Origin of the sequence: Pseudomonas neuropathica, from assembly GCF_015461835.1 — a bacterium.
Taxonomy (GTDB): Bacteria; Pseudomonadota; Gammaproteobacteria; order Pseudomonadales; family Pseudomonadaceae; genus Aquipseudomonas; species Aquipseudomonas neuropathica.
On the sequence record NZ_JACOPX010000015.1, the window covers coordinates 106,319 to 132,890 of the forward strand.

Below are 26,572 nucleotides of genomic sequence, written 5' to 3' on the forward strand. Positions count from 1 at the left end.
CCCCTAGCTCCGTCGCACGTAAGCCTTGCCGTAATGACGCTCCATGCGTGCCTGAATCAACTCCAGTCCAATCGACATCAGCCAGTAGATGATCGCTGCCGTCGTCAGCATTTCGATGTAGCGGTAGCTTGAGCGTCCATAGGACTGGGCGAGAAACATCACTTCCCAAACGCCCATGACCGAAATAAGCGACGAGTCCTTGAGCATCGAGATGAACTGGTTGGTGGTGGGTGGGATGATCGTGCGCATGGCTTGCGGCAGGGTGATGCGCCAGAAAATCACTGTCTCGCGCATCCCCAAGGCCAGCGAAGCTTCGCGCTGGCCGTGGTCGACCCCGAGGATGCCGGCGCGGAAGATTTCGCTGAGATAGGCGCCGTAGTTCAACGACAAGGCAATGATGCCCGCGACGATGGCGCCAGGCACGATGCCCAGTTGTGGCAAGCCCAGGTAGATCAACAGGATCTGAATGAGCAGTGGCGTGCCGCGAAAGAACGAGGTGTAAAAACTGGCGATGCCGAACGCCACGGCGCTTTTCGACAGACGCGCCAATGCCGTGATGAAGCCCAGCAGGGACGAGGCCACAATCGAGCACATACACAGGAAAAGCGTCAGCGCCGCGCCTTGCAGAAAGCCGTTGGGCGCCAGGTGCAAGCCGACCAGGTTGGGCAGTTTGTCGAGGATGATCGAGAACTTCAGATCGAAGCTCAGGAAGAACCCGGCGAACAGGCAGAACAGCGCTGCCCATGTCAGGTACAGCCGCGTACGAAAACCGAACATCCGTTGCAGGCGTGATTCAGCCACCGGTTGCGGTGGCTGTGGCGGTGTCGGGAAAGAAGTCATTGGCTGATATCGGCGCCGATCCATTTTTGCGACAGCTTGCTCAGGGTGCCGTCCTGCTTCAGTTGCGCGAACACCTCGCGCACTTTGGCATCCCATTGCGCGTCACCCTTTTCGATGGCCACCGAATTCGGCTCCGAATACAGCGGCGCGCCGGCCAGTTTGAAGCGCTTGTCTTCGTTCAGGCGTGGCTGCGCGGTGACGAGGTTGGTGAGGATTGCATCCAGACGAACACCAGCTCCCAGGCCCAAGTCCTGGAAGGCGACGTTGTCGGTGTCGTACGGCGCGATCTGCACATCTTCGAACGGATATTGCAACTGCGTGTCTTCGGCACCTTCGATAACCAGGTTCTTGTTCAGATAGCTTTCGTAACTGGACGCGCTGGTGAGGCCGACTTTTTTGCCACTCAGATCCTTGGCGTCGTGGATCCGCTCATCCTTGGCGTTGACCACGATCACGGCGGGTGAGGCGTAGTACTCGACCGGAAAGTCGAACACCTCGGCGCGGGCCTTGCTCGGCGTCATCGAGCAGATGCAGATGTCGTAGCGCCCGCTCCAGCGGCCGGCGGCAATGACGTCCCAGGACGGCGTTTCGAGTCGCAGCTTGACGCCTAACTTGTCAGCCACGGCTTTGGCGACATCAACGTCGAAGCCATCAAGTTGATTCTGGTCATTGAGAAACGAGAACGGTGGATAGCTTTCCATCAGCACGCCGACCAGTTCTTTTTTTTGCTCGATACGGTCCAGCGTGGTGCCACCAAAGGCTTGCGTGGAGGCGGCCAGAATCGTCAGGCCCAGGGCCAGTAGCGGTTGAAGTTTCACAGTCGATCCCTGGGTAAAAAAGAGGTTGTTTTTAACGGAATGGTGCGTATTAAATAGTTATAAGAACGACTCTGGTAGTGAGTTATTTTCATAAGCATATGAGTGAAAAGCATATGGGCGCAGGCAGCACGATTATTCTCGATGGCGGCATGGGCCGTGAGTTGCAGCGCGCCGGAGCGCCATTTCGTCAGCCGGAGTGGTCGGCGCTGGCGTTGAGCGAAGCACCGCAAGCGGTGGAGGGGGTGCATACCGCTTATATCGCCAGTGGCGCCAATGTGATTACCACCAACAGTTACGCCGTGGTGCCGTTCCATATTGGCGAAGAGCGCTTCGCCGCTGAAGGGCAGGCGCTGGCAGCGTTGGCCGGTGAGCTGGCGCGACGTGCGGTGCAGGCCTCGGGGAAATCCGTGCGAGTGGCTGGCTCATTGCCGCCGCTGTTTGGCTCCTATCGTCCGGATCTGTTCAACGCCGACCGAGTGACCGAGTTGCTGGCGCCGTTGGTCATTGGTCTGGCCCCGCACGTTGATCTGTGGCTGGCGGAAACCCAAAGCTCGATCATCGAGGCGCGTGCCATTCACGCCGGGTTGCCGAAGGATGGCAAACCGTTCTGGTTGTCGTTCACCTTGAAGGACGAAGACACTGATGAAGTGCCGCGCCTGCGCTCTGGTGAGCCAGTCGCCGAAGCCGCTGCGGTGGCGGCTGAATTGGGTGTCGAGACGTTGTTGTTCAATTGCAGTCAGCCAGAAGTGATCGGTGCCGCGATTGATGCCGCGCGTGAAACCTTCGAGCGTCTGGGGGTGAAGATAAACATAGGTGCCTACGCCAATGCGTTTCCGCCGCAGCCAAAAGAGGCTACGGCCAATGATGGACTTGATCCGTTGCGCGATGACCTGGATCCGCCGGGTTACTTGCACTGGGCGATTGACTGGCAGCAGCGCGGTGCCAGCCATCTGGGTGGTTGCTGCGGGATCGGGCCGGAACACATTGCTGTGCTGGCGCAGAAACTGGTGTAACCGCAGATCAAAAGATCGTCCGAACGCGGCCCGAGCCTGCGGCATCTCCTACAGGGTGAACGTCAATCCCGTGTAGGAGCTGCCGCAGGCTGCGATCTTTTGCTTTTCAGGTAATCACGATCGGCAATCAACCAGGCCTTTCACCTGCCCGTCGGGCGTCTGATTTTCATCCGACAGCCACTGCTCGAACCCTGCCGCAATCGCCGGCCACTCGCCATCCAGTATCGAGTACCACGCGGTGTCGCGGTTCTGCCCCTTGACCACCATGTGCTGACGGAACACCCCCTCAAAGCTGAAACCCAGACGTTCGGCGGCGTATTTGGAGCGGGCGTTGCCGTTATTGCATTTCCATTCGAGGCGGCGGTAGCCGAGGTCGAAGGAATATTTGGCCAACAGGTACACCGCTTCGGTGCTTCTCGGCGAGCGCTGCATCGGCGCGCCGAAGGTGACATGGCCGATTTCGATACGGCCCTGGGCCGGGACAATCGACATCAGGCTGAGGATGCCTTGTACCTGACCGCTGGCGCGATCGACGACGCTGAAGAAATACGGGTCGCTGGCGGCCGCGTGGTTGTTCAGCCAGGCGTTGAACGTATCGCGCTCGGGGAACGGGCCGTAGGGCAAATAATCCCAGAGTTTCGGGTCGGCACCGGGGCCTTCGAGTGCGGCGAACAGCTGGTCACCGTGGCGCGCCGGGTCGAGTCTTTCCAGACGAATAAAACGCCCTTCAAGCAAGGTGGCGGTGGGGGCGGGGACGCCTTTCCAGTCAGCGAGTGAAGCGATCATGCGTGCGTCTCCTTAAAGGGCTTGGCGAAACTGGATGAAGCCAGGGCGTTCGGCGATACGCTCGTAGAGCTGGATCGCGGTGGCGTTGGTTTCGTGGGTCAGCCAGTGCACTTTGCAGCAGCCGTCAGCCTTGGCGGTGGCGTAAACGTGTTCGATCAATAGGCGGCCGACGCCGGTGCCGCGGGTTTCGGGTATCACCAGCAAGTCCTGCAGGTAGCAGGAGTCTTCGATGCTCCAGTTCGAACGGTGATAGATGTAATGCACCATGCCTACCGCTTTACCGCCAGCCCAGGCGAGGGCGGCGTGGGTAGGTTCGTTCGGGTCGAGAAAGCGCTGCCAGGTGCTGTGCGTCACAGCGTCCGGCAGTTCGGTGTTGTAGAAACGCAGGTAGGCCTGCCATAGCGGCAGCCAGGCGGCGTGGTCGTCGGCGCTGGCCGGGCGAATGTCGATCTGACTCATGTTGATTTCCTTAGCGCATCAATCGGGCGAGGGTTTGATCATTGATGTCCGGGCTGGCCGCCAGACCTTCGCGGACGCCGGCAATGTCTTCGGCGCTGCGGTTCTGGCTGAGCTTGCGCTTGCCTTCGAGGCGGTCGATGGGGATGGCGAAGCCGACAATCGCTTTGAGCATGCCGTCGATGTAATCGGCAGGCGCGTCGGCGACCGACCACGGTTGCGTGCGGCCGGCTTCATGACGGTCGGTGAGGGTGCTGACGATGTCGAGCAGGCGTCCGCCATCGCTGAAGGTTTCGGCGTGGCCATAAGCGTGCACGGCGATGTAGTTCCAGGTCGGCACGACTTTGCCGTGTTCGGCCTTGCTCGGGTAAAAGCCCGGGCTGACGTAGGCATCGGCGCCGGCGAAGATCAGCATGGCTTCGGCGCCGTCGCGCAGGTCTTTCCACTGTGGGTTGGCGCGGGCCAGGTGTCCGTACAGCGTGCCGTATTCGCCTTGTTCGCAATGCAGCAGCACCGGCACATGGCTGGCCTGCAAGCCGCTTTCGCCATGGCTCACCAGAATGGCGAGGCGGGTGGCGAGAATCAGTTCGTGCAGTTGGGACAACTCTTCGATGGCAAAGGCGCGTGGCGTGTACATGGGCAGATTTTCCTTGGCGAATGCCAGCATCCTAGGCAGGCTATTGGTCTGTTGTAAGAGCCATTGATGACCAATTTCATAGGTCCATTGCCATGCCCGATTCGCCGCTGTTATCCATGCCGTTCAACCCTGCCGGGATCGAGCTTGATCGCCGTCAGGGTTTGAGCCGTCAGCTGTATCAGGCTTTGCGCCTGCGGGTGCTGGATGGACGACTGGCGAGCGGCACGCGGTTGCCAGCCAGTCGCGATCTGGCGGCGGCGTTAGGGATTTCGCGCAACAGCGTTGTGCGCGCCTACGATCAACTCTATGCCGAGGGTTTTATCGAAGGGCGAGTGGGGGACGGAACCTACGTCGCACAATTGATGCCAGTAGCGGTCCCGGCAAAAAAACTATCCACAAAAGTATCCACAGGCTTTTCAACAAGCTTACCCACAGCCTTATCCACAAATTGGCTGGATTTACCTGTGGTTTCATCCAGTAAAGTTATCCACAACGGTGGTTTTTCGCGCATTGAAAACAACCATTTGTCCAAGCCACCGAGCGGTCCACCGCGAGCCTTTCGGGTCGGGGTTCCGGCGTTTGATCTGTTCCCGTTCGAGGTGTGGGCCAAGCTGAATGCGGCTTTCTGGCGTAAACCGGATCTGGAGCAATTGTGTTACGGCGATCCGTCCGGTGATGCGCGCCTGCGCGCCATGATCGCCGCTTATTTGCGCAGTTCGCGCGGCATGCAGTGTTCACCTGAGCAAATTGTGATCACCAGCGGCGCACAGCAAGGCATTAGCCTTTGTGCACAGTTGCTGGTGGAGCCGGGCGATGGCGTGGCGATCGAGAATCCGGGCTACCGCGCGGCCGGTCATGCGTTCGCGGTGGCAGGAGGTCGTTTGCAGGGTATTGCCGTGGACGAGGAGGGCATGGACTGCTCGGCGTTGTCGGCCACCGGGGATTGTCGGGTGGCGTATGTGACGCCCTCTCATCAGTACCCGACAGGCGTGGTGATGAGTCTTGCCCGGCGCCTCGAACTGCTCGCTTGGGCCGAGCGCAACCAAGGCTGGATCGTCGAGGACGACTACGATGGCGAATACCGCTACACCGGTGCGCCGCTGGCGCCGTTGGCGGCACTCGATCGACAGGGGCGAGTGCTGTATGTCGGCACCTTCGGCAAGGTTGCCTTTCCGGCATTGCGCCTCGGTTATCTGGTGCTGCCGCCGGCTCTGGTCGATGCCTTCTCGCAACGCCGCGCGGTGGATGTCCGCCATTCCGAGGTCAGTACCCAAGCGGTGATGGCCGAGTTCATGGCGGCCGGGCATTTCCAGCGGCATATCCGGCGTATGCGCCGCGCCGCCCTTAGCCGTCGCAACACCTTGCTCGACGGTTGGCCGGCAGCCATTGCAGGTGTGGGCGACTTACCCGCTGTCTCGGCCGGACTGCACTTGACCGTGGCGGTCGACAGCATCGAGCGCGAGCAGCAACTCATTGAACAAGCCGCCCGCGCCGACGTGGAGATCAACGGCTTGAGCAGCTACTGGCTGCCCGATTCCACGACGCCTCCGGACCAGCGGGCCGGGTTGGTGCTGGGTTTTGCTGCAGTCCCTGAACCGGCGATCAAAGCGGCGCTGACTCGGTTGCGACAGGCGTGGCAGGTGTGAGAAACAGCGCTCGCGCAGACTTGTCGGAAATACCGCTGCGATGGATTTCGATCAGCGCCTGATTGCTCAGAAAACGTGGCTCATAGGCCCCACCCATACGTCGCTGAGCCACGGTTTTCATATGCCCGTCGGGAAAAGGTGTCACGGGGGCTTGCGCGCTGCTGTAGTGGAAATGTGCGTAGCACAATACCTTGTTGGTGTGAGCGTCGCGTATTTCGTACTCGTCGAGGAAACCCAGATCCTGACCTTTGAGCCGGCGTCGAGTCACGGTTTGTGAGATCTTCACTTCGCCTTTTTCTTTCAACCACTGGACCCCAGCCCCAGTCGGTGGCTGTTGCTTGACCATTTTGATACGGGTGCTGGTGCCTTTTTCGTCAAGGGAGTTGGCGGCCTCGTCAAGTTTGTGGCCAAGTTCTTCAGTGGGCTTCTTGAGGTCGGCGGTGAGATTGCTGGCGGTCAATGCTTCATCGATTGCCGCGTTGGCTTTGCGCAAGGCAGCGGCATGTTTGTGATAGTCCTCCTCGGCCTCGACAGGCAGACGCCGCCCCCGTTTGAGCTGGGCCTCGATACGGCGGTGGAATGCGGTCAACCCGTCGATCAGGGCCTGACCTGCACGAATGCTGGTATTGAGGGTGGCACTGGCCTTGGGCGCTTCGGGTTTTACCGTGCGTTGTTCGACCCAGATACCGGGTGACTCTTCCTCGAATGTTGCGATGACCCCTTTCAGGGGGTTCCGTACTTCCACCACGTCGGAGTTTTGACCTTTGATGCGCTTTTTCCGAACACCGACCACCGTGCCCCTGGATTTGGTCTTGATGATCTGGCGCGTCGATGATCTCGGCCTCGAAGGACCCGGCGTCGGTTCCAGCAGGTGCTTGTAACGAAGCAGTTCGGCCAGCTTTGTATCCGTACGCGCTTTGAACCCGATCACTCGTTTGCGCACATTCTCCAGGCGCTCGGTATAGATCTGCTCGGGATAGTCGATGAGCAGATCGCCCAAGCGTTGATCAATGGTGGAAAACTGTTCGGCGACATTGCTCAAGACGTCCGTGCGTTCGCGCAGGTTGTCCAGGCTTTCATCGGCCGTCAGATTCAACGTGCTCTGGATGCTCAGCGCCGCGTCTTCGATGAGACTGGCAAGCGCCTCATAGGCGTTGGCAGCAGTCGCCGTTTCACCAGCCTTGATGCAGATCTCCTGGCCAAGACTGATCTGTAAAAGCTTGAGGTCGTTCAATTCATAGTCGGGCAGTTTCTTGCTATAGGTGCGAACAACCTCGACAGCTTTTTTTCCCAGCAACTTCAATTCAGCAAAGTGGGTCTCGGCCAACTCCATTTTTTCAATGATGGCCTGAGTCTGATCCGTCATTTCTTCAAAAATCCGAACAAATGATCGCTGTTCGAAACCGGCCTCGTCGGCAAGCATCGTCCGCATGGTTTTCAAGTTGGCGTCGAATTCTGTGGAGTGAATCTCAAGCCATTCATGCCCAAAAAACAACTGCATCTCCAGGCGCTGAATCATGGCTTTGCGGTAGTTGGAAACGGGTTGTTTCTGATGCAGCGCCTTGATCTGTTCGACGGTCGTACTGTACGCCTTGCGCTGGGATTCGAGCGTAGCCAGATACTGCTGGCGCGCTTGCGCTCGTGCTGACGGAAGCGCCTTTTTGAACGCGTCGTGTTCGGCGTCAATTTGCAGCCGTTTGGTTTCCATCGTGGCGTCAAAGGCGCTGATTTCGGTGATCAGTTGTGTCGCGCTCAGTTTATTGGTGTCCTGAATCTCCTGATGGGCGCTGTCGAGTCCGCCGCCTTGCAAGCGCAATCGAAGGTCGATCACCCATTGACCGTTGGCGGTGCGGGCCAGCGTTGGTCCCTTACGCGGCGGTTGCTGGCGTGAGTCGATGATCTGGACCTCGGCATGTTCATTGAGCATGACTTCGAACCAGCGCTTGCCCACGGAGGTGAACCATTGCTTCTGACTCGGATACAAGTGTCTGTGCGTGCCCTCCGTGGCGATATCGCCGATGCCTCTGGGTTTGGCGATCTGGAAACTGTCGAGCAGTGCGGCCAGCGCGATGGGCGATCGTTTCAGTGCAGTAAAAGGGTTGACCACCATCTCATGCGTGATGGGCAGTTCGGTGCTGGAGATGTCCGCCAACTGCATCGGTTTGCTGACGGCTATGTCGGGTGTGACCGTCGGTGTGGATTCTTCCTGCGGGATCGACTCGCTGATGGGCTGGTCGCCAACCGCTGCGCGATGGGCGAGTACCATGCCCAACGCCAGAAGTATGTCGGCCAAGGCGGTCCAGGCGATCTTGCCGGACTGCTCATTGGCGACGTCGCTGATCTCTTGCAGGTCGTCCATGATCTGCCAGATCCACGCCGCTGTACCGACGCTGCGTCCCAGGAACGGCAATGCTGCATTGAACAGCATCCAGCCGCCGTGTTTGAGCGTCGCCCAACGTGCTTCTGCGTCGGAGACCGACTGCCGATCAGCCTGGGTAATGACCGCCTGCACGTTGCTGTCATGCAGGGTCGCCAGTACATCGTCTTCAATCGTCGCAGTCGCCAGGGTGACGGGGCCGGACATGTCGAGGGCGGTGAAGGGGTTCACCAGCGATTGCGGGATCGTCCAGACCGAAGGCAGTCGGGCGGTGAAGACGAACTGGCTGTAGCTGAAGCGCACATCGTCCGGCAACCAGGCCAGCACCGACTCGCGCAGATATTGCGAATGCTGGATTTCGTACAGCAGATTGGCGTGTGAGGGGAACTGCATCAGCGCCATTTCGAACAGTGGCCGGTAAAGCACGCAGGGCCCTTTATCCACTTCGCGCGGGCCGATGACGAACATGTTGTTGACGGTGTCCGCCTGTGAACGGCTGCGATGGGCCATGAACGCCAGTGGGCGAATGACGATTTCATCGCGATCGACATGACGTTCATCGCCGGTGTTGGCCAGCGCGGCAACGACATAGCGGTAACCCTGCTCGGTGATGCCGGCCTTGCCTTGTATCTTGTGTTGCAACGCCAGCAGCGGCAGCTCGATGGGTAACTGGCTGGTGTAGAGCGCCTGCAACGCCGCCGCCTGCTCGCTGTCGTCGACCAGCAGGTTTTGCAGGTGCGCCGGGTAGTTCTTGCCGATATCGACGCTGCTCACCAGTTGTTCCAGGTAGCTCACGGTCATCCACTCAGGCAGCACGCTGCCATCCTTGTAGCGTACGGTTTTATTGCCAGTTGGCTGCCCCGCGAGGTTCTGCAGGGCGAGTTCCATAAGCGATAGCGTCTGAGTCTGTGTGTTGCCCGGCAAGACGAACGTGCCCCAGACCACCAGGCTGGTGATGCTGATTTCGATGTCATCGATCTTCACCTCGCAGGCCAGCGGATGATCCTTGAGCAGCTGTTTTTTCAAGGCATCACGGGTGAAGGCTTGCAGGCTGATGACTTCGCTCTGGAAGGATTTTCCCTTGTTCGTATGCTGCACCATGGTCAGGTCCAGCAGATGTCGGCTGTAACGGGTTTGATCGGCGGGAGCGGCGCTGTCGAGCCAGGCTGGCAGCATCGGGCGCAGACGATCGATATGGGGTTTGAGGCGCGGTGTCGGTTCCCCGGGATTGCCAATCGTCCCGGTGTGCGGGTAAAGCTCGCTGGCGTTGGCGCCCTGGAAAAAATTGATCGCACCCAGCGCTTCGGCTTCCAGGGCGATCAGCGTGCAGGCCTGATAGTCGAAGAAGTTGCCTTGCGGTTCGACCAGCCGCCATTTCAGTCCGGCACCGGATGCACCTTTCCAATAACGATTCGGCAGGGCTTCACCGAGTTTTTCCAGCGACTCGAAGTTCTCGAACCCCTGAATCACCGAGTGGGTCATGATCAGGCTGCGCTCGCCGTCGATGCCCATCAGTACTGCGGTATCGAGCAGGGTCACGTGGTTCTGGTCATCACCTTCACCCCGGTCCAGATCGATCAGGCAGGCGCGTGTCTGGTATTTGTCGGTCGGTAGCCGCTGGTTTTTGTCCGGATGCTTGTAGACCGCCTCGACCATGGCGCGCTGGTCGGCATCCCAGTCAGTGTTCGCGTCGACCTTCCACAAGTTGTGCAAGGCTTGCGACATCTGTTGCCAGCGCGGTTGTCCCGGGTAGGTGAAATCGTCCCAGTAATTGACCTGATGTTCCTTGTAGGCGATGAACAGCAATGGTGCCAGCTCATTGAGCAGCTTGCCGATCGCGCTGATTTTCACCGGCAGCTGGATGGCTGAGGGCAAGTCAGGCTGTAAAGTCAGATAATGTTCACCGTCGAGATACGCCACCGTGGTACCGGAGAGGCCCAGACGGACCAGCGTGTCGGTCAGCGATTCGATCAGGTGGCGACCGGGGACGACTTGATCGCCTTCAATGACCCAGGTCGGTCTCACGACCATGGCCAACTGCGGGTCGAGATCGAGGTTCGGATACAGCGTTTTGAGTGCCGGACGCAGTGTTTTCGAGGCAACTTCTCGCAATGAAGGGCCGGTCACCAGTTGGGTCACGACATCGACGGCGCTGGGCGAGGGGATTTCGGGCATGGGCAACTCCTGCTCTGATAGGCGCGCGCTGAAAGGGCGGCGGTTTCAGGCAAGGTAGAGGCGGGCCGCAGGGCCCGTGCGGTAGATAAATATTGCAGGCAAAAAAAGACCCGCCTGAGCGGGTCTGTTTTTGTTTATATCCGGATTGAGTTCGTTTATTGCTCGAACCCTTCGAGTACATTCACCGCATTGATGCCGATTTCTTCTACGGCGTAGCCACCTTCCATGACGAACAGCGTCGGTTTACCGAGGGCGGCGATACGCTTGCCCATCGCCAGGTAATCGGGGCTGTCGAGTTTGAACTGCGAAATCGGGTCATCCTTGAAGGTGTCGACGCCGAGCGATACGACAATGACGTCGGCGCCGTAGCGATCGATCTCGTCGCAGGCCTGATCCAGCGCCGCACTCCACACGTCCCAGCCGGAGCCGGCGGCTAGCGGATAGTTGAAGTTGAAACCTTCTCCGGCGCCTTCGCCACGCTCATCGTCGTAGCCGAGAAAGAACGGGAACTCCGCTTCCGGGTGGCCGTGGATCGAGGTGAACAGCACGTCGCTGCGCGCATAGAAAATCGACTGCGTGCCGTTGCCGTGGTGATAGTCGACGTCGAGGATCGCGACTTTTTTGTGGCCTTGATCGAGGAACGCTTGCGCGGCGATGGCGGCGTTGTTGAGGTAGCAATAACCGCCCATCAAATCGCTGGCGGCGTGGTGTCCCGGTGGCCGGCACAAGGCGAAGGCCGCGCGCGCGCCGCGCTGAATTTCCGCTTGTGCGGTCAGGGCCACTTGCGCCGCGCTGTACGCCGCTTGCCAGGTGCCGGCGGTGATCGGTGCGCCGCCGTCGAAGCTGTAATAGCCGAGCTGGCCGTGCAGGCTGGTCGGTTTGATTGCACGCAGGGTGCGCGCCGGCCAGGTGTAGGGCAGCAAGTCGCCATCGGTATTGAATTCAGTCCAGCGATCCCACGCGCCTTTGAAGAAGTCGAGGTAGTCACGGCTGTGGATGCGGGCGATAGGTTCGAGGCCGAAGTCCTTCGGCGCTTCGACCGGGCCGAGATTCTGGTTTTTAACGCGTTGCAGGACGTGGTCGGCGCGCGACGGCATCTCGAAGCACGGCTTGAGCTGGCCATCGATGAGTTCGCAGCGGCCGTGGTGCAGGTGGTGATCGTCCGAGTAGATCGTCAGCATTTGTTGTTCTCCGCAGGGCTGATTCGGTTGCTCTCAGTGTTGCGGGACAAGACGAATCGGAAAACGGCAGGAAAGGCCAAAAGGGGATGGATATGGCCAAAAACACTGACCGCAATTCGCCCCTTCTTCAGGCCCTGAACTGGCTCGGCGCCACGCCGCTCCAGCGCACAAAGGCATGGCGGAAACTGGCGGTCTCGCTGAACCCGAGCGTTTCGGCAATGCGATAGATCGGCAACTGATCCTCACACAACATCTGCTTGGCTCGCTCGAAGCGCAGTTCGTCGAGCAGTTCCTGATAGCTGCTGCCCATGTCCTTGAGATGTCGGCGCAAGGTGCGCGGCGAGCATTTCATCTGTTGTGCCAAACCCTCCAGCCCTGGCGCGGCGTTCAGTTGGGCGCTGAGCAATTGGCGGATACGCCCCAGCCATGCCTGACGTCCAGTGAACTCAAGATTCTGCTTGCGGCAACGTTCGGCCATCGCTTGATGGGTGATGAGATCGGCCAGCGGCAGCGGTTGATCGAGCCAGTGACGGTCGAAGGCGAAGGCGTTGTCCTTGGCGGCGAAGTGCAGCGGGCTGTCGAAGTGCTCGGCATAACTGTCACGGTAATCCGGTGCGGCGTGTTCGAAGCGCGTGGCGAGCAAGGGCAGCGGGTGCCCGAGCAGGTCATCGCAAATGACTTTCAGCGACACCAGGCAGAACTCGGCATTGAACACCGCCATTGCCGGGCTCTCGCGATAATCGGCAGCGACGAACCAGACGCGCTCGCCGTCGTCTTCCAGACTCAGTTCGAAAAGTGTTCCCAACAGCGCCGGATAACGGATCGCCAGACGCAGAGCGTCACCGAAGGTGGCACAGGTCAGCAGGGCGTAACCGAGGATGCCGTAGCAGGAAACATGCATGCGCCGGCCCAATTCCAGACCGATATCGTGCTTGAGCGCGACCGCGTTGGCGCAGACCTGCATCTCCTGATTGGTGGTGATGCGCGTGTCGGCACGGCTGAGATCCGCCGCACTGATGCCGCTGCCGGCCAGCAACGCTTCGCTCGACAGGCCTTCGGCTTTGAAGGTGTTGAGGATTAGCGAGACGGCGTTGAGGGTGGTGAGGTGGGAGTGGAGCATAAGATTTTCCAGCCTTGGGATGCTGGGAACAGCAGCAAGTTATGTGCCGAGCGAAAATCAAACTGTAGGAGTGAGCCTGCTCGCGATAGCGGTCTGTCAATAAACTCTATGGCGCCTGACAGAACGCTATCGCGAGCAGGCTCACTCCTACAGGGAGTTGTGTCGTGTCAGATCAGTTCGCCACACAGGTCGAGTTCGACCAGTCGGCGGACTTCAGCGGTTTCCAGGCCTGCGCCCAGCAATCCGTTCAATTTGCCAAACGCCGCCTCACGGGTCATGCCGCCACCGGACAACACGCCTACACCGCGCAATCGACTGCCAGCCTCATACACATCCAGCTCAACGCCGCCTTCATGGCATTGCGTCACGGCAACCACCACCACACCGTTATCCCGCGCACGGCCAAGGCTTGCCAGAAACTCAGGGTTGTCGCTCGGCCCTGTACCGCTGCCGTAGCACTCCAGCACCAGACCCTGAATGCCGCTGTCGAGCAGACCATCGAGGACTTTGGCGCTGATGCCGGGGAACAGTGGCAGCACGGCAACCTTGGCCAGTTGCTTCGGCTGGTTGTAGTTCAGCGACGCAGGAATCGAAGGCGCTTTCACGCCGCCGCCCTGACGCTCCAGTCGTTTGAACGGATGCCGGCCAAAACTGCGCACTTTCGCGCAACGGGTCGGCGCCAGCAGTTCGCCGTGGAAGTACAGATGCACACCGGGCGCCAGGCCTTGGCCGAGGGCGACCAGTGCGCCGCCGAGGTTTTCCCAGGCATCGCTGTCGGTAACGCCGGCCGGCAGCATCGAACCGGTGAAGCACACGCGAGCATTCAACCCCAGCAACTGGAAGCTCATCGCTGCGGCGCTGTAGGCCAGGGTGTCGGTGCCGTGCAGGATCAGCACGCTGTCGCAACCTTGCACATCCACGGCATCGACCACCGCTTCACGCAGTTGCTGCCAATAGGCCGGGGTCATGTTGGCGCTGTCGATCAGCGGCGACATTTCCCGGAAGCGCCACTGCGGCACAACGAGCTCAGGCTGACTGTGCAGGTAGTCGCGCATCCGCACTTCGAAACCGGAAGCCGGGGCCAGACCATTGGCGCTGGCCTGCATGCCGATGGTGCCACCGGTGTAGAGCACCATGACGTGTTGGGCGGCGGGGTAGGAATTGGCAATCATCTGAGGGTCTCCACAAGAGATGACATTGTAGGAGTGAGCCTGCTCGCGATAGCGGTTCATCATTCAACATTGGTGTTGGCTGACAGACAGCTATCGCGAGCAGGCTCGCTCCTACAAGTTATTGCATCACAATAACTGACGAGCGCAGGGGATGCGCCCGTCATTCACCTGTCAGCGTTGCGCTGCAGGCACGCCTTGCGGCTCGGCTTCGGTCTTGCCGGCAGCGGCAGACGGGTTGGTCGGCCAGGCCTGCAGGTCGAGATCCAGATCGGTAAATTTGCTGGAGTCGAACACGGGCTGTGTAACGCCGGCGCGGCGCTGCTCGTCGTAGTCGCGCATTACACGCATGCCGACCTTGAACAGCATGGCCAGGGCCATCAGGTTGACGAAGGCCAGGCAGGTCATGGTGATGTCAGCGAAGGCGAACACGGTCGACAGGTCCTGCATTGAACCCCATACCACCAGCGCCAGCACCAGGCCGCGGAAAATCATCAGCGCGGCGCGGTTGCGGGTGAGGAACTGCAGGCTGTTTTCGCCCAGGTAGTAGTTGTAGAGGATGCAAGTGAAGACGAACAGCGACAGCGCGACGCTGACGAACATGCGACCCCAGTCACCGACCACAGCGGCCAGCGAGTTCTGGGTCAGGACGATGCCGTCACCTTCGAAGCCTGGGGTGTAGAAGCCCGACAGCAGGATCAGCAGCGCGGTGCAGGTGCAGATCACGAAGGTGTCGAGGAACACGCTGAAGGCCTGAACCACGCCCTGGGCGCCCGGGTGCTTCACGGCAGCCACGGCGGCGACGTTCGGCGCACTGCCCAGGCCTGCTTCGTTGGCGAACACGCCACGCTTCACGCCCATGACAATGGCGCTGCCGAGCAGGCCACCAAAGGCAGGGTCGAGGCCGAAGGCGCTCTTGAAGATGGTTTCCAGCATGGCTGGTACGTGTTCGATCTGAGTACCGATCACGTACAGGGTCACGCCGATATAGGCCAGGGTCTTGATCGGTACGAGCAGGTCGGACACCGAGGCAATGCGCTTGATGCCGCCGATGAAGGTGATGGCCAGCAGCACCGCCAGGACAATACCGGTGTGTTGTGGGTTGAATTCAAAGGCGTTCTGCAGCGAGTGGGTCACGGTGTAGGACTGCAGGCCAATGAAGGCAAAGCCGTAGGTGACCAGCAGCAGGACCGAGAACACCACCGCCATGCCTTTGAGTTTCAGGCCGTGCTGGATGTAGTAAGCCGGACCGCCACGGTACAGGCCGTCGCCATCGGCGCGCTTGTAGACTTGGGCCAGGGTGCATTCGAAGAAGCTGCTGGACATGCCGACCAGTGCGGTCACCCACATCCAGAAGACCGCACCTGGACCACCCAGGGTCACGGCGATGCCGACACCGGCGATGTTGCCTGCACCGACACGGCCGGCAAGGCTGAGCATCAGGGCCTGGAACGAGCTGAGTTGCCCGGCGCTGCCCTTGAGGCTGTCGCGGAACACCGCGAACATGTGGAAGAAGTGGCGCAATTGAACGAAACGCGAGCGAATCGTGAAGTAGCTACCGAGCCCGACAATGAGCACGATCAGTACTTTCCCTGAGAGGAAGTCGTTGATGACTTCGAGCATGGATTTTTCCTCGCTGTTTATTGTGTAAGCAAATGCTGGATGGAAGAAATATCGTGTTACACCGGTGTGCGCGCGGCACGACGGGTGAGGCGAAGGTTTCCTCCGGTTCCATTTCGCGGGTTTGTTATTAGTTCGGGTTTCGCATGGGTTATGGCCTCGTTACCGACGACCGCTCACGCGAAGAGGGGCGGCACTATACCGATCAGTGCGGCGCCCGTCTGCACGGTTGTGGTGCAAGCGACGAAACGAGGATGCTGCAAGATCAAAAGATCGCAGCCTTCGGCAGCTCCTACAGGTGTACATCCATCATGTAGGAGCTGCCGAAGGCTGCGATCTTGGCGGTATCAAATACACAAAACATTTAACGTCCTGCCCGCAAAGAAGTTAAAAAAAAGGGCTTGGGGACTAAATCCCCAAGCCCTCAAAAGGTGAGAGGTGTCTAGTCCCTCGACCTGGTGAGCGGTGCTACAAACTACGCGTCGGCTCAGGCTTTAAGCGGAACCAGACGCGGAGCAATCATGTTTTCCGGGCGTAGAATGTCGGCGAGCATGGCTTCGTCGAGCAGACCTTCTTCGCGCACCAGTTCCAGTACGCCGCGGCCGCTTTCAAGGGCGAGGCCGGCAATACGGGTGGCGTTTTTGTAGCCGATGTACGGGTTCAGTGCGGTGACCAGACCGATCGAGTGCTCGACCAGTTCGCGGCAGCGCGCTTCGTTGGCGGTGATGCCGACGATGCAGTGCTCGCGCAGCATGTCCATGGCGCGTTGCAGCAGGCGGATCGAGTCGAAGATCTTGAAGGCGATCAGCGGCTCCATCACGTTCAACTGCAGTTGGCCGCCTTCGGCTGCCATGGTCAGCGCCAGGTCGTTACCGATGACCTGGAAAGCAACCTGATTCACGGCTTCCGGGATTACCGGGTTGACCTTGCCGGGCATGATCGAGCTGCCTGGCTGACGCGCTGGCAGGTTGATTTCGTTGATGCCGGTGCGTGGGCCGCTGGACAGCAGACGCAGGTCGTTGCAGATCTTCGACAGCTTCACCGCGGTGCGCTTGAGCATGCCGGAGAACAGCACGAAGGCGCCCATGTCGGAAGTCGCTTCGATCAGGTCGGCCGCCGGCACTACCGGTTGACCGCTGATCAGGGCCAGACGCTGTACAGCCAGCGCTTGATAACGCGGGTCGGCGTTGATACCGGTACCGATCGCGGTGCCGCCCAGGTTCACTTCAGTCAGCAGTTCCGGGGCCAGCGTCTTCAGACGCGCCAGGTCTTCGCCCATGGTGGTGGCGAACGCGCGGAATTCCTGGCCGAGGGTCATCGGCACGGCGTCTTGCAGCTGGGTACGGCCCATTTTCAGGACGTGATCGAATTCTTTGCCCTTGGCCGCGAACGCCTGAATCAGGCTGTCGAGGCTGGCCAGCAGGGTGTCGTGACCGAGCAGCAGACCCAGACGGATCGCCGTTGGGTAGGCGTCGTTGGTCGACTGCGCCATGTTGACGTCGTCGTTCGGGTGCAGGTACTGGTACTCGCCTTTCTGGTGACCCATTGCTTCCAGAGCAATGTTGGCGATCACTTCGTTGGCGTTCATGTTGGTGGAAGTACCGGCGCCACCTTGAATCATGTCGACCACGAACTCTTCGTGGAAATCACCGCGGATCAATCGGGCACAGGCTTCGCTGATGGCAGCGTGCTTGGCTTCGCTCAGGTGACCCAACTCGCGGTTGGCGTCAGCGGCGGCCTGTTTGACCATCGCCAGGCCGACAACCAGTTTCGGGTAATGCGAAATCGGAACGCCGGAGAGACGGAAGTTGTTCACCGCTCGCAGGGTCTGGATGCCGTAATACGCTTGAGCCGGTACTTCGAGGGCGCCAAGCAGGTCGTTTTCTGTGCGGAAAGATGCAGCGGAGGACATGATAGAAATCATCTCGATATGGACCCGGTCTGTGCCGGAACGCTGCGAATGCTAGGCTTGTGGGAAATTTTGGGCCAATGCTGTTCAGCACTGCCCTATGCACATTCGGCATAATGCCCGTGTGACGCCGCGTGCGCGGCAGACGTGTGACCTGTTTTGGTGCGTGTCCGGGAGGACGTGATGAATCTGGAAAGCAAATGGCTCGAGGACTTCAGTGCTCTGGCCGCCACCCGCAGCTTTTCGCAGGCGGCCGAACGGCGCTTCGTGACCCAGCCGGCGTTCAGTCGGCGGATCCGCAGTCTGGAGGCTGCGCTGGGGCTGACTCTGGTCAATCGCTCGCGCACGCCGATCGAGCTGACGGCGGCGGGGCAATTGTTTCTGGTGACCGCGCGCACCGTGGTCGAACAGCTCGGCGAAGTGCTGCGCCATCTGCATCATCTGGAAGGCGGGCAGGGCGAAGTGATGCAGGTCGCTGCCGCTCACTCCTTGGCGCTGGGTTTCTTCCCGCGCTGGATCGCGCAGTTGCGTAATGAAGGGTTGAACATCGCCACCCGATTGGTTGCAACCAACGTCGGCGATGCGGTGCATGCATTGCGTGAAGGTGGCTGCGATCTGATGCTGGCGTTCTACGACCCGGACGCGGCGATGCAGATGGACCCGGAAATTTTCCCTTCATTGCATTTGGGTCAGACGGAAATGCTCCCTGTGTGTGCGGCGGATGCCGAGGGCAAGCCCCTGTTCGATCTCGAAGGTGATGCGAGCGTGCCGTTGCTGGCGTATAGCGCCGGTGCGTTTCTCGGGCGTTCGGTGAATGGTTTGCTGCGTCAGCGTCAGCTGCGTTTCACCACCATTTATGAAACCGCGATGGCGGACAGCCTGAAAAGCATGGCGCTGGAAGGGCTGGGCATTGCCTGGGTACCGCAACTGAGCGTGCGCGCGGAACTGGCGCGTGGTGAGTTGGTGGTCTGCGGTGGTACGCAATGGCATGTGCCGCTGGAGATTCGCCTGTATCGCTGCGCACTGGTGCGCAAAGCCAACGTGCGCCTGTTGTGGCGAAAACTCGAAGGCGGTGCTGCACACGCTTCCTGACCCTTCGCGGCCCCCTTGTGGGAGTGAGCCTGCTCGCGATAGCGTCTGCACATTCAACGATGATGTGACTGATACACCGCCATCGCGAGCAGGCTCACTCCTACAGGGGATTTGCGGTGTTCTGTCGCTGACCTTCAAGTCAATAAAACCGGGCCTTTCGCTCATTTGACAGATGGTCGCGCAGGGGGCTGTTTATTGCTTTCTTTGCGGTATACTGCGCGGCCTTCGGCCGGTACGTCCGGCCATTTTTCGTACAATCAAGCCACGCAACCTGCGTGGCTTGTTGTTTTATGACGCGCCTGCGGGCGCTCCAGAGAGAAGAGGCGCGACGATGAGTGCACTGGTTGGCGTGATCATGGGCTCCAAGTCCGATTGGTCCACCCTTAGCCACACCGCCGATATGCTGGAAAAGCTCGGCATCCCGTACGAGGTCAAAGTGGTCTCTGCCCACCGCACCCCGGATCTGCTGTTCCAGTACGCCGAAGAGGCTGAAGGTCGTGGCATCGAGGTGATCATCGCCGGAGCCGGTGGCGCGGCTCACCTGCCAGGCATGTGTGCGGCCAAGACCCACCTGCCGGTGCTGGGTGTGCCGGTGCAGTCGGCCATGCTCTCGGGCGTCGACTCGCTGCTGTCGATCGTGCAGATGCCAGCGGGCATTCCGGTCGCCACCCTGGCCATCGGCAAGGCCGGCGCGATCAACGCTGCCCTGCTCTCGGCGAGCATCCTCGGCGCCAAGCATCCGCAGTTCCACGCGGTACTGAAAACCTTCCGTGCCGAGCAGACAGACAGCGTCCTGGACAATCCAGACCCACGTATTGCCTGAGGTTGTTGAGATGAAGATCGGTGTAATCGGTGGCGGCCAGTTGGGTCGCATGTTGGCTCTGGCGGGTACGCCGCTGGGCATGAACTTCGCTTTTCTCGACCCTGCGCCGGACGCTTGCGCCGCTGCGCTGGGCGAACACCTGCGGGCCGATTACGGCGATCAGGATCATCTGCGCCAACTCGCCGATGAAGTCGATCTGGTGACCTTCGAGTTCGAAAGCGTCCCGGCCGAAACCGTGGCATTCCTGTCGCAATTCGTCCCGGTCTACCCGAGTGCCGAAGCCCTGCGCATCGCTCGCGACCGTTGGTTCGAAAAGAGCATGTTCAAGGACCTGGGCATCCCGACTCCGGCTTTCGCTGACATTCAGTCGCAAGCCGATCTGGACGCTGCGGTGGCTTCGATCGGTCTGCCGGCCGTGCTGAAAACCCGCACCCTGGGTTATGACGGCAAGGGCCAGAAAGTCCTGCGCAAGCCGGAAGACGTGGTCGGCACTTTCGCCGAGCTGGGCAGCGTTGCCTGCCTGCTGGAAGGCTTTGTGCCGTTCACCGGTGAAGTTTCGCTGATCGCCGTGCGTGCCCGCGATGGTGAAACGAAGTTCTATCCTCTGGTGCACAACACCCACGACAGCGGCATCCTCAAGCTGTCGGTGGCCAGTACCGATCACCCATTGCAGGCGCTGGCCGAAGACTACTCGAGCCGCGTGCTCAAGCAACTCGACTACGTCGGCGTCATGGCGTTCGAGTTCTTTGAAGTCGACGGTGGCCTCAAGGCCAACGAAATCGCCCCGCGCGTGCACAACTCCGGGCACTGGACCACCGAAGGCGCCGAGTGCAGCCAGTTCGAAAACCATCTGCGCGCCGTTGCCGGCCTGCCGCTGGGTTCGACGGCCAAAGTCGGCGAGAGCGCGATGCTTAACTTCATCGGTGTTGTACCGCCGGTTGAGAAAGTCATCGCTATCGAAGACTGCCATTTGCATCACTACGGCAAGGCCTTCAAGGCCGGGCGCAAGGTCGGTCACGCCAACCTGCGCTGTGCCGACATGGCCACGCTGCGGGCGCAGATCGTCAAGGTCGAAGCGCTGATCGCCGAGTAACGACAGTTTCATGTGGCAGCGGCGGAACCATTCAGGGGCCGCCGTTCTCTCATGGCAGGATGCCAAAGTCTGACTAGGCTTCGCATATCTACTACTGAGAGGGAATTGCCATGGGAATTATCGGAACCATCTTTATCGGCTTGATCGTCGGCCTGCTGGCGCGGTTCCTGAAACCGGGCGATGACAGCATGGGCTGGATCATGACCATCCTGCTCGGTATCGGCGGTTCGCTGGCAGCCACTTACGGCGGCCAGGCCTTGGGCATCTATCAGGCAGGTCAGGGCGCCGGCTTCATCGGCGCACTGGTCGGCGCGATCGTGTTGCTGGTGATCTACGGCCTGATCAAAAAGAACTGATCCAAAGCGACAAAGCCCTCTCTGCCAAAGTGGCCGGGAGGGCTAGAATGCTCGGCGATTTACTGTTCTTTCCTTTCTATACCGAGCACCTTCATGCGCCGTCTTTTGTTGACTCTCCTTTTCCTGGGCAGCGGTTTGGCCCACGCCGGCGAACTGCCGGAAACCGACTGGCTCGAACTGATGCCCAAGTCGGACCAAAAGGCCCTCGAGGCCATGCCGGAAATCGACCACAACTCCCCGGAAGCCACCGGCACCTTCACCGAGAAGGGCGGGATGAAGCAGGCCAAAGGTCTGCCGGCAGTGATGTATTCGACCAAAACCGTGGCGTCGATGAACGACAAGCACATCCGCATCGGTGGTTATCCGGTGCCGCTGGAATCCGACGCCAAGGGCCGCAGCACGCTGTTCTTCCTCGTGCCGTACCCGGGCGCGTGCATCCATGTGCCGCCACCGCCACCGAATCAACTGGTGCTGGTGCGTTATCCGAAAGGCTTGAAGCTGGACGATATCTACACGCCGCTGTGGGTGACCGGCACGCTGAAGGTCGAGAAGGTCAGCAATGATCTGGCCGATGCGGCGTATGCGCTGGAGGCGGACAAAGTGCGGGTGGTGCAGGAATCTGATCTCTAACAGGCGCCACAAAACTACTGTAGGAGTGAGCCTGCTCGCGATAGCGTCGTGTCAGCCAATTTAATGGATCTGACAAACCGCTATCGCGAGCAGGCTCACTCCTACATTGGTTTGGTGGTGTTGGTTAGAGCGGTGTGCTGGCGACACTCACGCCCATGGTATGGCTCGCACCCGGCGCCAGCGTGACGATGTCATCCATCACATTCGCCGTCTCGATGCACAGCATGCGCTGCCAGCCATCGTTGTCCATATCCGCCAACGCCGCCGCGCGATCGATCCACGGGTTCCAGATCACCGCCGTGCGTGAACCGGTCGCGGTCAGCACAATGCGTCGTTCCCACGTTGGATCGACAATGCTCAGCTGTGGCGGAGCATCGAGGTAGATGCGGTCGGTCTCACCGGCAAAGCGCAGATCGCCTTGCTGACTGGTGGTTTTCCAGTCATCCAGCGTCTCGATGTAATTCAAACCATCCACGCCATCGACATGCACATTGCGCACGTCACTGACCGCGAAGTAAGTGTGCAGCGCCTGGCTCAGGCTGACGCTTTCACTGCCACGGTTATGGCTGGTCAGGCTGAAACTCAGTTGCTCGGACAAATGCAGGGTCAGGGTCAGATCGACCTGATGTGGCCAGCCCGGCAAACCACCTTCGGGGTAGGGCAGCTTGAATTCGACCTTGACGCCGTCAGCCTCCGATTCAATACCACCCAGCTCCCAATCCATCGCCCGCACCAGACCGTGCGCGGGTGCCGGTTGCTCACCGGTATACATGGCCTGCACGCTCTGCGGGTTGCGCTCGAACTTGCCGAACCACGGCCAGCACACCGGTACACCGGCGCGGATGCTTTTGCCGGTCTTGAACTCGGCCTTGTCGTTGAGCCAGATGATCGGCGGCTGGCCATCGATCTGATAACTGAGGATGTGCGCGCCTTGCTGGGCCACCAGCACTTCGGCCTGACCGTGGCGGATACGCCAGCAATTCAGTTCATCCAGTTTCACGGCTTCAACGTTGGGCGTGTTCATGGGACAGCTCTCGATCAGTAACAAGGACAACTATCGACCGTAAAACGGCCACGATGTTTAACGTGCGCGTGGTGGAACCGAGCGAGTGCGGCCGCTGCCGTCGATGGCGACGAAGACGAAGACCGCTTCGGTGACTTTACGCCACTCGCTGGACAGCGGGTCATCGCTCCACACTTCGACCATCATCTGGATCGAGCTGCGGCCGATTTCCAGGGTCTGGGTATAAAAGGACAATTGCGCGCCGACAGCCACAGGCACAAGGAACGCCATGCGGTCGATGGCGACGGTGGCGACGCGTCCGCCAGCGACACGGCTGGCCATTGCGGTGCCGGCCAAATCCATCTGTGCTACCAGCCAACCGCCGAAAATATCGCCAAAGCCGTTGGTTTCGCGTGGGAGTGCGGTGATTTGCAGGGCCAGGTCGCCTTGCGGGATCGGATCTTCTTGTTCGAGCTCTATCATGCCGGGGGTGCCTCTGACCCGTGACTCTTCGTTGGTATTGCTGGTGGTAGCCGTCTTCGGGAAAAACGATTCAGCACCGAACATACTACGTTCGTCACGTTTTCCATCAGGCGCCTAAGGAGAAACTCTGCGAAACCGGCTAATCCCGAGCAAAGGCCGGGCCAACGACGTTTTCGCACAGCAACCCCCTACAAACCGGAGCAGGTTGCGAGTATATCGGTCGGTAGACTCCACGACGACCGTCCGGTTCTCATTTCGACCGTCAAATACGCGCCTATATGTGCTTTTTCGAACAATTTGCTATCGTGCCGAACCTGCCCAAGCCACCGCCAGCGTTGTTGTGGCGGCAGATCCGACTATAAGAGAAGCCCTTGCCATGACCACAGCGCCTTCGAGCCTCGCGCAGCCCGAGCAACCCGCACGACCGTTGACCCGCAATGACTACAAGACTCTGTCGCTGTCCGCTCTCGGCGGTGCGCTGGAATTCTACGACTTCATCATCTTCGTTTTCTTCGCCACCGTGGTCGGCAAGCTGTTCTTTCCGGCCGACATGCCCGAGTGGCTGCGCCTGATGCAGACCTTCGGCATCTTCGCCGCCGGCTATCTCGCGCGGCCGCTGGGCGGCATCGTCATGGCGCACTTCGGCGACCTGCTGGGGCGCAAGAAGATGTTCACCCTGAGCATTTTCATGATGGCCGTGCCGACCCTGATCATGGGTCTGCTGCCAACCTACGCGCAGATCGGCCTGTGGGCGCCGATCCTTCTTCTATTGATGCGGGTCATTCAGGGCGCGGCGATTGGCGGCGAAGTACCGGGCGCGTGGGTCTTCGTTTCCGAACACGTACCGCAAAAGCACATGGGTTACGCCTGCGGCACCCTCACCAGCGGCCTGACCGCCGGCATTTTGCTCGGCTCGCTGGTCGCCACGGCGATCAACAGCATTTATACCCCTGCGGAAGTTTCCGATTACGCCTGGCGGATTCCATTCCTGCTCGGTGGCGTTTTTGGTTTGTTCTCGGTCTACCTGCGCCGCTGGCTGCACGAAACCCCAGTGTTCGCCGAGCTGCAACTGCGCAAGGCGCTGGCTGAGGAAGTACCGCTGCGTGCTGTGCTGCGTGACCATCGAGGGGCTATTGCGATCTCGATGCTGCTGACCTGGTTGTTGTCGGCCGGCATCGTTGTGGTGATCCTGATGACGCCGACCGTGCTGCAAACGGTCTACCACTTCACGCCGACGGAGTCGCTGCAGTCGAACAGTCTGGCGATCGTGTTCCTGAGCATCGGCTGCATCATTTCCGGCGCACTGGCGGATCGCTTTGGGGCCGGCCGGGTATTCGTCTTCGGTTGCCTGGGTTTGCTGATCAGCTCCTGGACCTTCTATCACAGCCTCGCCGATCACCCGAACTGGCTGTTCCCGCTGTACGCGTTGACCGGTTTTCTGGTCGGCACCATCGGTGCGGTGCCGTACGTGATGGTCAAGGCGTTCCCGCCGGTGGTGCGCTTCAGCGGCTTGTCGTTCTCGTACAACGTGGCTTACGCGATCTTCGGCGGTTTGACGCCGATGGTGGTCAGCCTGCTGCTGAAAGAGAGCGCGATGGGGCCTGCGTACTATGTGGCAGTGCTGTGCGCGATGGGGATTCTGGTGGGGGCGTGGCTCTGGAAGAAGGGGCGCTGATCCAGGATTCTGCTATCGCCAGCGTGAGAGCCTTGTTTCGCACTCGCCAGTTGGGAGTCGAGCGCCATGCTCAAGCATATGGGTCAAGGCGTCTGCGGCGTCCGGCTTTTCGATTACGTGATGTTCAACCATCAGATCAAGTAACCAAAGAGCGCCGTGCACCTCCAGTCCATCTCGTTGTGCCTGGCGCCTCAACTTGCCATCTCCGGTCAGCAACGGACGCCCTGTTTCCTGTGCCAGCAGGTAACAAGACACGTCCGCCAGTGAGCTGTTGTTGTGTTCGACTTTCAGCTCAAAGAGTCTGATCACGCCAGATTCATCGAACGATTCGACATTAAGGCCTCGATCAAGCAGTTCCTGGTGGGGAAAGTCCGCAAGCTCCTGCATGACAAAGTCCGTGCAGCAAAGTGTGAATGGCAAGCGAAGCATCTGCTCCAGTAATCCGGCGTTTCTGAAGTCAATCCAGATATTCGTATCACTGATGAAGATCAAACTCATGCATTCTCCAGTGAACCCAGAAAATTGGGGTCCAATGCGCTCACTGGTTTGCGCAGGAGTTCGGCAGCCCGAGACTTGGTGATCAGTCCTTCTGCCAGCGCCCAGAATGCTAGCGACTCAAATCTTTGCGGCGGCTTGCAAGGTAGCGGCTCAGGTTCTGATTTGCGCCAGCCATTGGCGCTGAATTGAATAGTGAGGGACTTGTAGCCACTTTCGCTGAGAAGCTTCAGATCTTTCAGGCGTCTCAACGCGGCATGCATTGAGATACCGTATTGACGCTTTGCAATCAGCAATTCTCGTGGATGAACTCTGGAGCGAGGATGGCTACCGAAGTCACCGGTTACACTTTTCGCCGGGTAAAGAAACGCGCCGGCAAATCGATGGCAGCAGTTTTCCTTGTCCCTCTCCGGCATATCCTCGGGTAATGCCATGACCCAGTGGCCGAGTTCATGCGCGGCAGTGAACCTGATTCGTTCGCCTGGGCGATCGGCATTCAGTGCAATCAACACGTGTTCGCCGTTACCGGTGGCAGCGCAAGCGCCGTCGAAGTCGTCCGGGCCGTTTAGCATGGCGACTTTTATGCTGTGCTCCTCCAGCTGTTCGGTCAGGTTGGCAATAGGGTCGCTACCAATTCCCCAGAATTGCCGAAGCTCCTCTGCTGCGCCTTCGGCTTCATCGAGAGAGGAAACCGGGATCATTTGCGCCGGGGTGACGGGAGTGTGGATGTCGGCAGGATTGAAACACTCCTCGAGCGCGATGTAGCGCTCAAGGTGCTCGCGAATTTTCTCTTCCACTTGTGCCTGGCGATATTTAGGCATTCGGGCCAGTTTTCGAAACTCCAGAGGTGCCAGTGCAATGGCATTCGCTCGGAAGAAATACTCAGGACTAACTTCAAGCGCTTTAGCCAATTGCAGCAGACGAGTTGAGTTCGGGGTACTCAACCCTTTCTCATATTTGCTCAAGGCTTGCTTGGTTATGTCGCCAAGCTCCATCGCCAAAGCCTCAAGAGTGAGGCCTTTTTGCAGGCGCGCGCGACGAATTCGGTCGTTTATCATGGGGCCCTCTCGTGGTTGACAAGGCTATCTTTTACGTTTGATTTGTCAACTCGACAAGTGTTTCGTTTTCTTTTGACGAGGCCCATGCTGGCCTTTCATCCAATTGTCATATTTCAG

Annotated in this window: 23 protein-coding genes; 8 read left to right on the plus strand and 15 right to left on the minus strand. The window is 59.7% G+C overall.

Features of this window, described 5'->3' with window-relative positions:
• Positions 1–3: 3 nt before the first annotated feature.
• Together H8F23_RS21790 and H8F23_RS21795 are read right to left on the minus strand one after the other, a co-directional pair.
• Positions 4–840 carry an amino acid ABC transporter permease gene (locus H8F23_RS21790; protein WP_194935739.1) on the minus strand — a complete coding sequence of 279 codons (837 nt, stop codon included), beginning with the start codon at positions 838–840 and terminating at the stop codon, positions 4–6.
• Positions 837–1,658: an ABC transporter substrate-binding protein gene (locus H8F23_RS21795; RefSeq protein WP_194935740.1), complete on the minus strand. Its 822-nt coding sequence runs from the start codon at positions 1,656–1,658 to the stop codon at positions 837–839. The genes H8F23_RS21790 and H8F23_RS21795 overlap by 4 nt, the downstream gene beginning before the upstream one ends.
• A 113-nt stretch (positions 1,659–1,771) precedes the next feature.
• Here H8F23_RS21795 and H8F23_RS21800 point away from each other — a divergent pair, with 113 nt between their 5' ends.
• Positions 1,772–2,671, plus strand: a complete 900-nt coding sequence (locus H8F23_RS21800) for a homocysteine S-methyltransferase family protein (protein WP_194935741.1) — start codon at positions 1,772–1,774, stop codon at positions 2,669–2,671.
• Positions 2,672–2,785: 114 nt separating this feature from the next.
• On the opposite strand, the gene H8F23_RS21805 is transcribed toward H8F23_RS21800, so the two are convergent.
• From H8F23_RS21805 to H8F23_RS21815, 3 genes are read right to left on the minus strand one after another with little or no spacing between them, the layout of a single operon-like run.
• A complete protein-coding gene (locus H8F23_RS21805) occupies positions 2,786–3,457 on the minus strand; it encodes a GNAT family N-acetyltransferase (protein WP_194935742.1) in 672 nt (223 codons plus the stop codon).
• A gap of 12 nt (positions 3,458–3,469) precedes the next feature.
• Positions 3,470–3,916 carry a GNAT family N-acetyltransferase gene (locus tag H8F23_RS21810; protein WP_194935743.1) on the minus strand — a complete coding sequence of 149 codons (447 nt, stop codon included), beginning with the start codon at positions 3,914–3,916 and terminating at the stop codon, positions 3,470–3,472.
• A 10-nt stretch (positions 3,917–3,926) separates the two neighbouring features.
• Positions 3,927–4,550, minus strand: coding sequence for an FMN-binding negative transcriptional regulator (locus tag H8F23_RS21815; RefSeq protein ID WP_116254209.1), 624 nt, complete (start codon positions 4,548–4,550; stop codon positions 3,927–3,929).
• Between the two features lie 92 nt (positions 4,551–4,642).
• On the opposite strand from H8F23_RS21815, the gene pdxR reads away from it, so the two are divergent.
• A complete protein-coding gene (gene pdxR / locus H8F23_RS21820) occupies positions 4,643–6,196 on the plus strand; it encodes a MocR-like pyridoxine biosynthesis transcription factor PdxR (RefSeq protein ID WP_194935744.1) in 1,554 nt (517 codons plus the stop codon).
• Here the strand turns inward: pdxR and H8F23_RS21825 are convergent.
• From H8F23_RS21825 to aspA, 6 genes are all read right to left on the minus strand, one after another.
• Complete coding sequence (locus H8F23_RS21825; protein ID WP_194935745.1) at positions 6,153–10,748, minus strand: dermonecrotic toxin domain-containing protein; 4,596 nt, start codon at positions 10,746–10,748, stop codon at positions 6,153–6,155. The two genes, pdxR and H8F23_RS21825, sit on opposite strands and share 44 nt — an antisense overlap.
• Before the next feature lie 155 nt (positions 10,749–10,903).
• The gene (locus H8F23_RS21830; RefSeq protein ID WP_194935746.1) at positions 10,904–11,929 is read right to left on the minus strand and encodes a histone deacetylase family protein; all 1,026 of its coding nucleotides are present in this window, start codon (positions 11,927–11,929) and stop codon (positions 10,904–10,906) included.
• Between the two features lie 127 nt (positions 11,930–12,056).
• A complete protein-coding gene (locus H8F23_RS21835; RefSeq protein WP_194935747.1) occupies positions 12,057–13,049 on the minus strand; it encodes an AraC family transcriptional regulator in 993 nt (330 codons plus the stop codon).
• Between the two features lie 167 nt (positions 13,050–13,216).
• Positions 13,217–14,221: an asparaginase gene (locus H8F23_RS21840; RefSeq protein ID WP_194935748.1), complete on the minus strand. Its 1,005-nt coding sequence runs from the start codon at positions 14,219–14,221 to the stop codon at positions 13,217–13,219.
• A gap of 171 nt (positions 14,222–14,392) precedes the next feature.
• Positions 14,393–15,841 (minus strand): alanine/glycine:cation symporter family protein, encoded by a 1,449-nt coding sequence (locus H8F23_RS21845; RefSeq protein WP_194935749.1) that lies wholly within the window; start codon positions 15,839–15,841, stop codon positions 14,393–14,395.
• 484 nt (positions 15,842–16,325) lie between these two features.
• Positions 16,326–17,750, minus strand: coding sequence for an aspartate ammonia-lyase (aspA, locus tag H8F23_RS21850; protein ID WP_194935750.1), 1,425 nt, complete (start codon positions 17,748–17,750; stop codon positions 16,326–16,328).
• A gap of 180 nt (positions 17,751–17,930) precedes the next feature.
• Between aspA and H8F23_RS21855 the strand changes: the two genes are divergently transcribed.
• The 5 genes from H8F23_RS21855 to H8F23_RS21875 all read left to right on the plus strand — a co-directional run bounded on the left by H8F23_RS21855 (position 17,931) and on the right by H8F23_RS21875 (position 21,741).
• Positions 17,931–18,839 carry a LysR substrate-binding domain-containing protein gene (locus tag H8F23_RS21855; RefSeq protein WP_194935751.1) on the plus strand — a complete coding sequence of 303 codons (909 nt, stop codon included), beginning with the start codon at positions 17,931–17,933 and terminating at the stop codon, positions 18,837–18,839.
• A gap of 331 nt (positions 18,840–19,170) precedes the next feature.
• Complete coding sequence (purE, locus tag H8F23_RS21860) at positions 19,171–19,662, plus strand: 5-(carboxyamino)imidazole ribonucleotide mutase (RefSeq protein WP_007954291.1); 492 nt, start codon at positions 19,171–19,173, stop codon at positions 19,660–19,662.
• A 10-nt stretch (positions 19,663–19,672) separates the two neighbouring features.
• On the plus strand, positions 19,673–20,755 hold the full coding sequence (locus H8F23_RS21865; RefSeq protein WP_194935752.1) for a 5-(carboxyamino)imidazole ribonucleotide synthase: 1,083 nt from the start codon (positions 19,673–19,675) through the stop codon (positions 20,753–20,755).
• A 110-nt stretch (positions 20,756–20,865) separates the two neighbouring features.
• Positions 20,866–21,111 (plus strand): GlsB/YeaQ/YmgE family stress response membrane protein, encoded by a 246-nt coding sequence (locus H8F23_RS21870; protein WP_003229635.1) that lies wholly within the window; start codon positions 20,866–20,868, stop codon positions 21,109–21,111.
• A 93-nt stretch (positions 21,112–21,204) separates the two neighbouring features.
• Entirely contained in the window at positions 21,205–21,741 is a 537-nt protein-coding gene (locus H8F23_RS21875) for a DUF3299 domain-containing protein (RefSeq protein ID WP_007920225.1), read from the plus strand.
• A gap of 124 nt (positions 21,742–21,865) precedes the next feature.
• Here the strand turns inward: H8F23_RS21875 and H8F23_RS21880 are convergent, their stop codons facing one another.
• The gene (locus H8F23_RS21880; RefSeq protein ID WP_194935753.1) at positions 21,866–22,765 is read right to left on the minus strand and encodes a D-hexose-6-phosphate mutarotase; all 900 of its coding nucleotides are present in this window, start codon (positions 22,763–22,765) and stop codon (positions 21,866–21,868) included.
• Between the two features lie 57 nt (positions 22,766–22,822).
• Entirely contained in the window at positions 22,823–23,227 is a 405-nt protein-coding gene (locus H8F23_RS21885; protein WP_003229628.1) for an acyl-CoA thioesterase, read from the minus strand.
• Between the two features lie 376 nt (positions 23,228–23,603).
• On the opposite strand from H8F23_RS21885, the gene H8F23_RS21890 reads away from it, so the two are divergent.
• The gene (locus H8F23_RS21890) at positions 23,604–24,902 is read left to right on the plus strand and encodes an MFS transporter (RefSeq protein ID WP_194935754.1); all 1,299 of its coding nucleotides are present in this window, start codon (positions 23,604–23,606) and stop codon (positions 24,900–24,902) included.
• 12 nt (positions 24,903–24,914) lie between these two features.
• Here the strand turns inward: H8F23_RS21890 and H8F23_RS21895 are convergent, their stop codons facing one another.
• Positions 24,915–25,400 (minus strand): PIN domain-containing protein, encoded by a 486-nt coding sequence (locus H8F23_RS21895; RefSeq protein WP_194935755.1) that lies wholly within the window; start codon positions 25,398–25,400, stop codon positions 24,915–24,917.
• Positions 25,397–26,455: a helix-turn-helix domain-containing protein gene (locus tag H8F23_RS21900; protein WP_194935756.1), complete on the minus strand. Its 1,059-nt coding sequence runs from the start codon at positions 26,453–26,455 to the stop codon at positions 25,397–25,399. The genes H8F23_RS21895 and H8F23_RS21900 overlap by 4 nt, the downstream gene beginning before the upstream one ends.
• Positions 26,456–26,572: the final 117 nt, after the last annotated feature.

Excerpts from the sequence above, each read along its gene's own strand:
- H8F23_RS21845 (WP_194935749.1), bottom strand. The coding sequence starts at position 15,841 with ATGCTCGAAGTCATCAACGACTTCCTCTCAGGGAAAGTACTGATCGTG.
- H8F23_RS21880 (WP_194935753.1), bottom strand. The coding sequence starts at position 22,765 with ATGAACACGCCCAACGTTGAAGCCGTGAAACTGGATGAACTGAATTGC.
- pdxR (WP_194935744.1), top strand. The coding sequence starts at position 4,643 with ATGCCCGATTCGCCGCTGTTATCCATGCCGTTCAACCCTGCCGGGATC.
- H8F23_RS21810 (WP_194935743.1), bottom strand. The coding sequence starts at position 3,916 with ATGAGTCAGATCGACATTCGCCCGGCCAGCGCCGACGACCACGCCGCC.
- H8F23_RS21835 (WP_194935747.1), bottom strand. The coding sequence starts at position 13,049 with ATGCTCCACTCCCACCTCACCACCCTCAACGCCGTCTCGCTAATCCTC.
- H8F23_RS21895 (WP_194935755.1), bottom strand. The coding sequence starts at position 25,400 with ATGAGTTTGATCTTCATCAGTGATACGAATATCTGGATTGACTTCAGA.
- H8F23_RS21875 (WP_007920225.1), top strand. The coding sequence starts at position 21,205 with ATGCGCCGTCTTTTGTTGACTCTCCTTTTCCTGGGCAGCGGTTTGGCC.
- H8F23_RS21855 (WP_194935751.1), top strand. The coding sequence starts at position 17,931 with ATGAATCTGGAAAGCAAATGGCTCGAGGACTTCAGTGCTCTGGCCGCC.
- H8F23_RS21805 (WP_194935742.1), bottom strand. The coding sequence starts at position 3,457 with ATGATCGCTTCACTCGCTGACTGGAAAGGCGTCCCCGCCCCCACCGCC.
- purE (WP_007954291.1), top strand. The coding sequence starts at position 19,171 with ATGAGTGCACTGGTTGGCGTGATCATGGGCTCCAAGTCCGATTGGTCC.
- H8F23_RS21885 (WP_003229628.1), bottom strand. The coding sequence starts at position 23,227 with ATGATAGAGCTCGAACAAGAAGATCCGATCCCGCAAGGCGACCTGGCC.
- H8F23_RS21800 (WP_194935741.1), top strand. The coding sequence starts at position 1,772 with ATGGGCGCAGGCAGCACGATTATTCTCGATGGCGGCATGGGCCGTGAG.
- H8F23_RS21790 (WP_194935739.1), bottom strand. The coding sequence starts at position 840 with ATGACTTCTTTCCCGACACCGCCACAGCCACCGCAACCGGTGGCTGAA.
- H8F23_RS21825 (WP_194935745.1), bottom strand. The coding sequence starts at position 10,748 with ATGCCCGAAATCCCCTCGCCCAGCGCCGTCGATGTCGTGACCCAACTG.
- H8F23_RS21840 (WP_194935748.1), bottom strand. The coding sequence starts at position 14,221 with ATGATTGCCAATTCCTACCCCGCCGCCCAACACGTCATGGTGCTCTAC.
- H8F23_RS21890 (WP_194935754.1), top strand. The coding sequence starts at position 23,604 with ATGACCACAGCGCCTTCGAGCCTCGCGCAGCCCGAGCAACCCGCACGA.
- H8F23_RS21870 (WP_003229635.1), top strand. The coding sequence starts at position 20,866 with ATGGGAATTATCGGAACCATCTTTATCGGCTTGATCGTCGGCCTGCTG.
- H8F23_RS21830 (WP_194935746.1), bottom strand. The coding sequence starts at position 11,929 with ATGCTGACGATCTACTCGGACGATCACCACCTGCACCACGGCCGCTGC.
- H8F23_RS21900 (WP_194935756.1), bottom strand. The coding sequence starts at position 26,455 with ATGATAAACGACCGAATTCGTCGCGCGCGCCTGCAAAAAGGCCTCACT.
- H8F23_RS21865 (WP_194935752.1), top strand. The coding sequence starts at position 19,673 with ATGAAGATCGGTGTAATCGGTGGCGGCCAGTTGGGTCGCATGTTGGCT.
- aspA (WP_194935750.1), bottom strand. The coding sequence starts at position 17,750 with ATGTCCTCCGCTGCATCTTTCCGCACAGAAAACGACCTGCTTGGCGCC.
- H8F23_RS21815 (WP_116254209.1), bottom strand. The coding sequence starts at position 4,550 with ATGTACACGCCACGCGCCTTTGCCATCGAAGAGTTGTCCCAACTGCAC.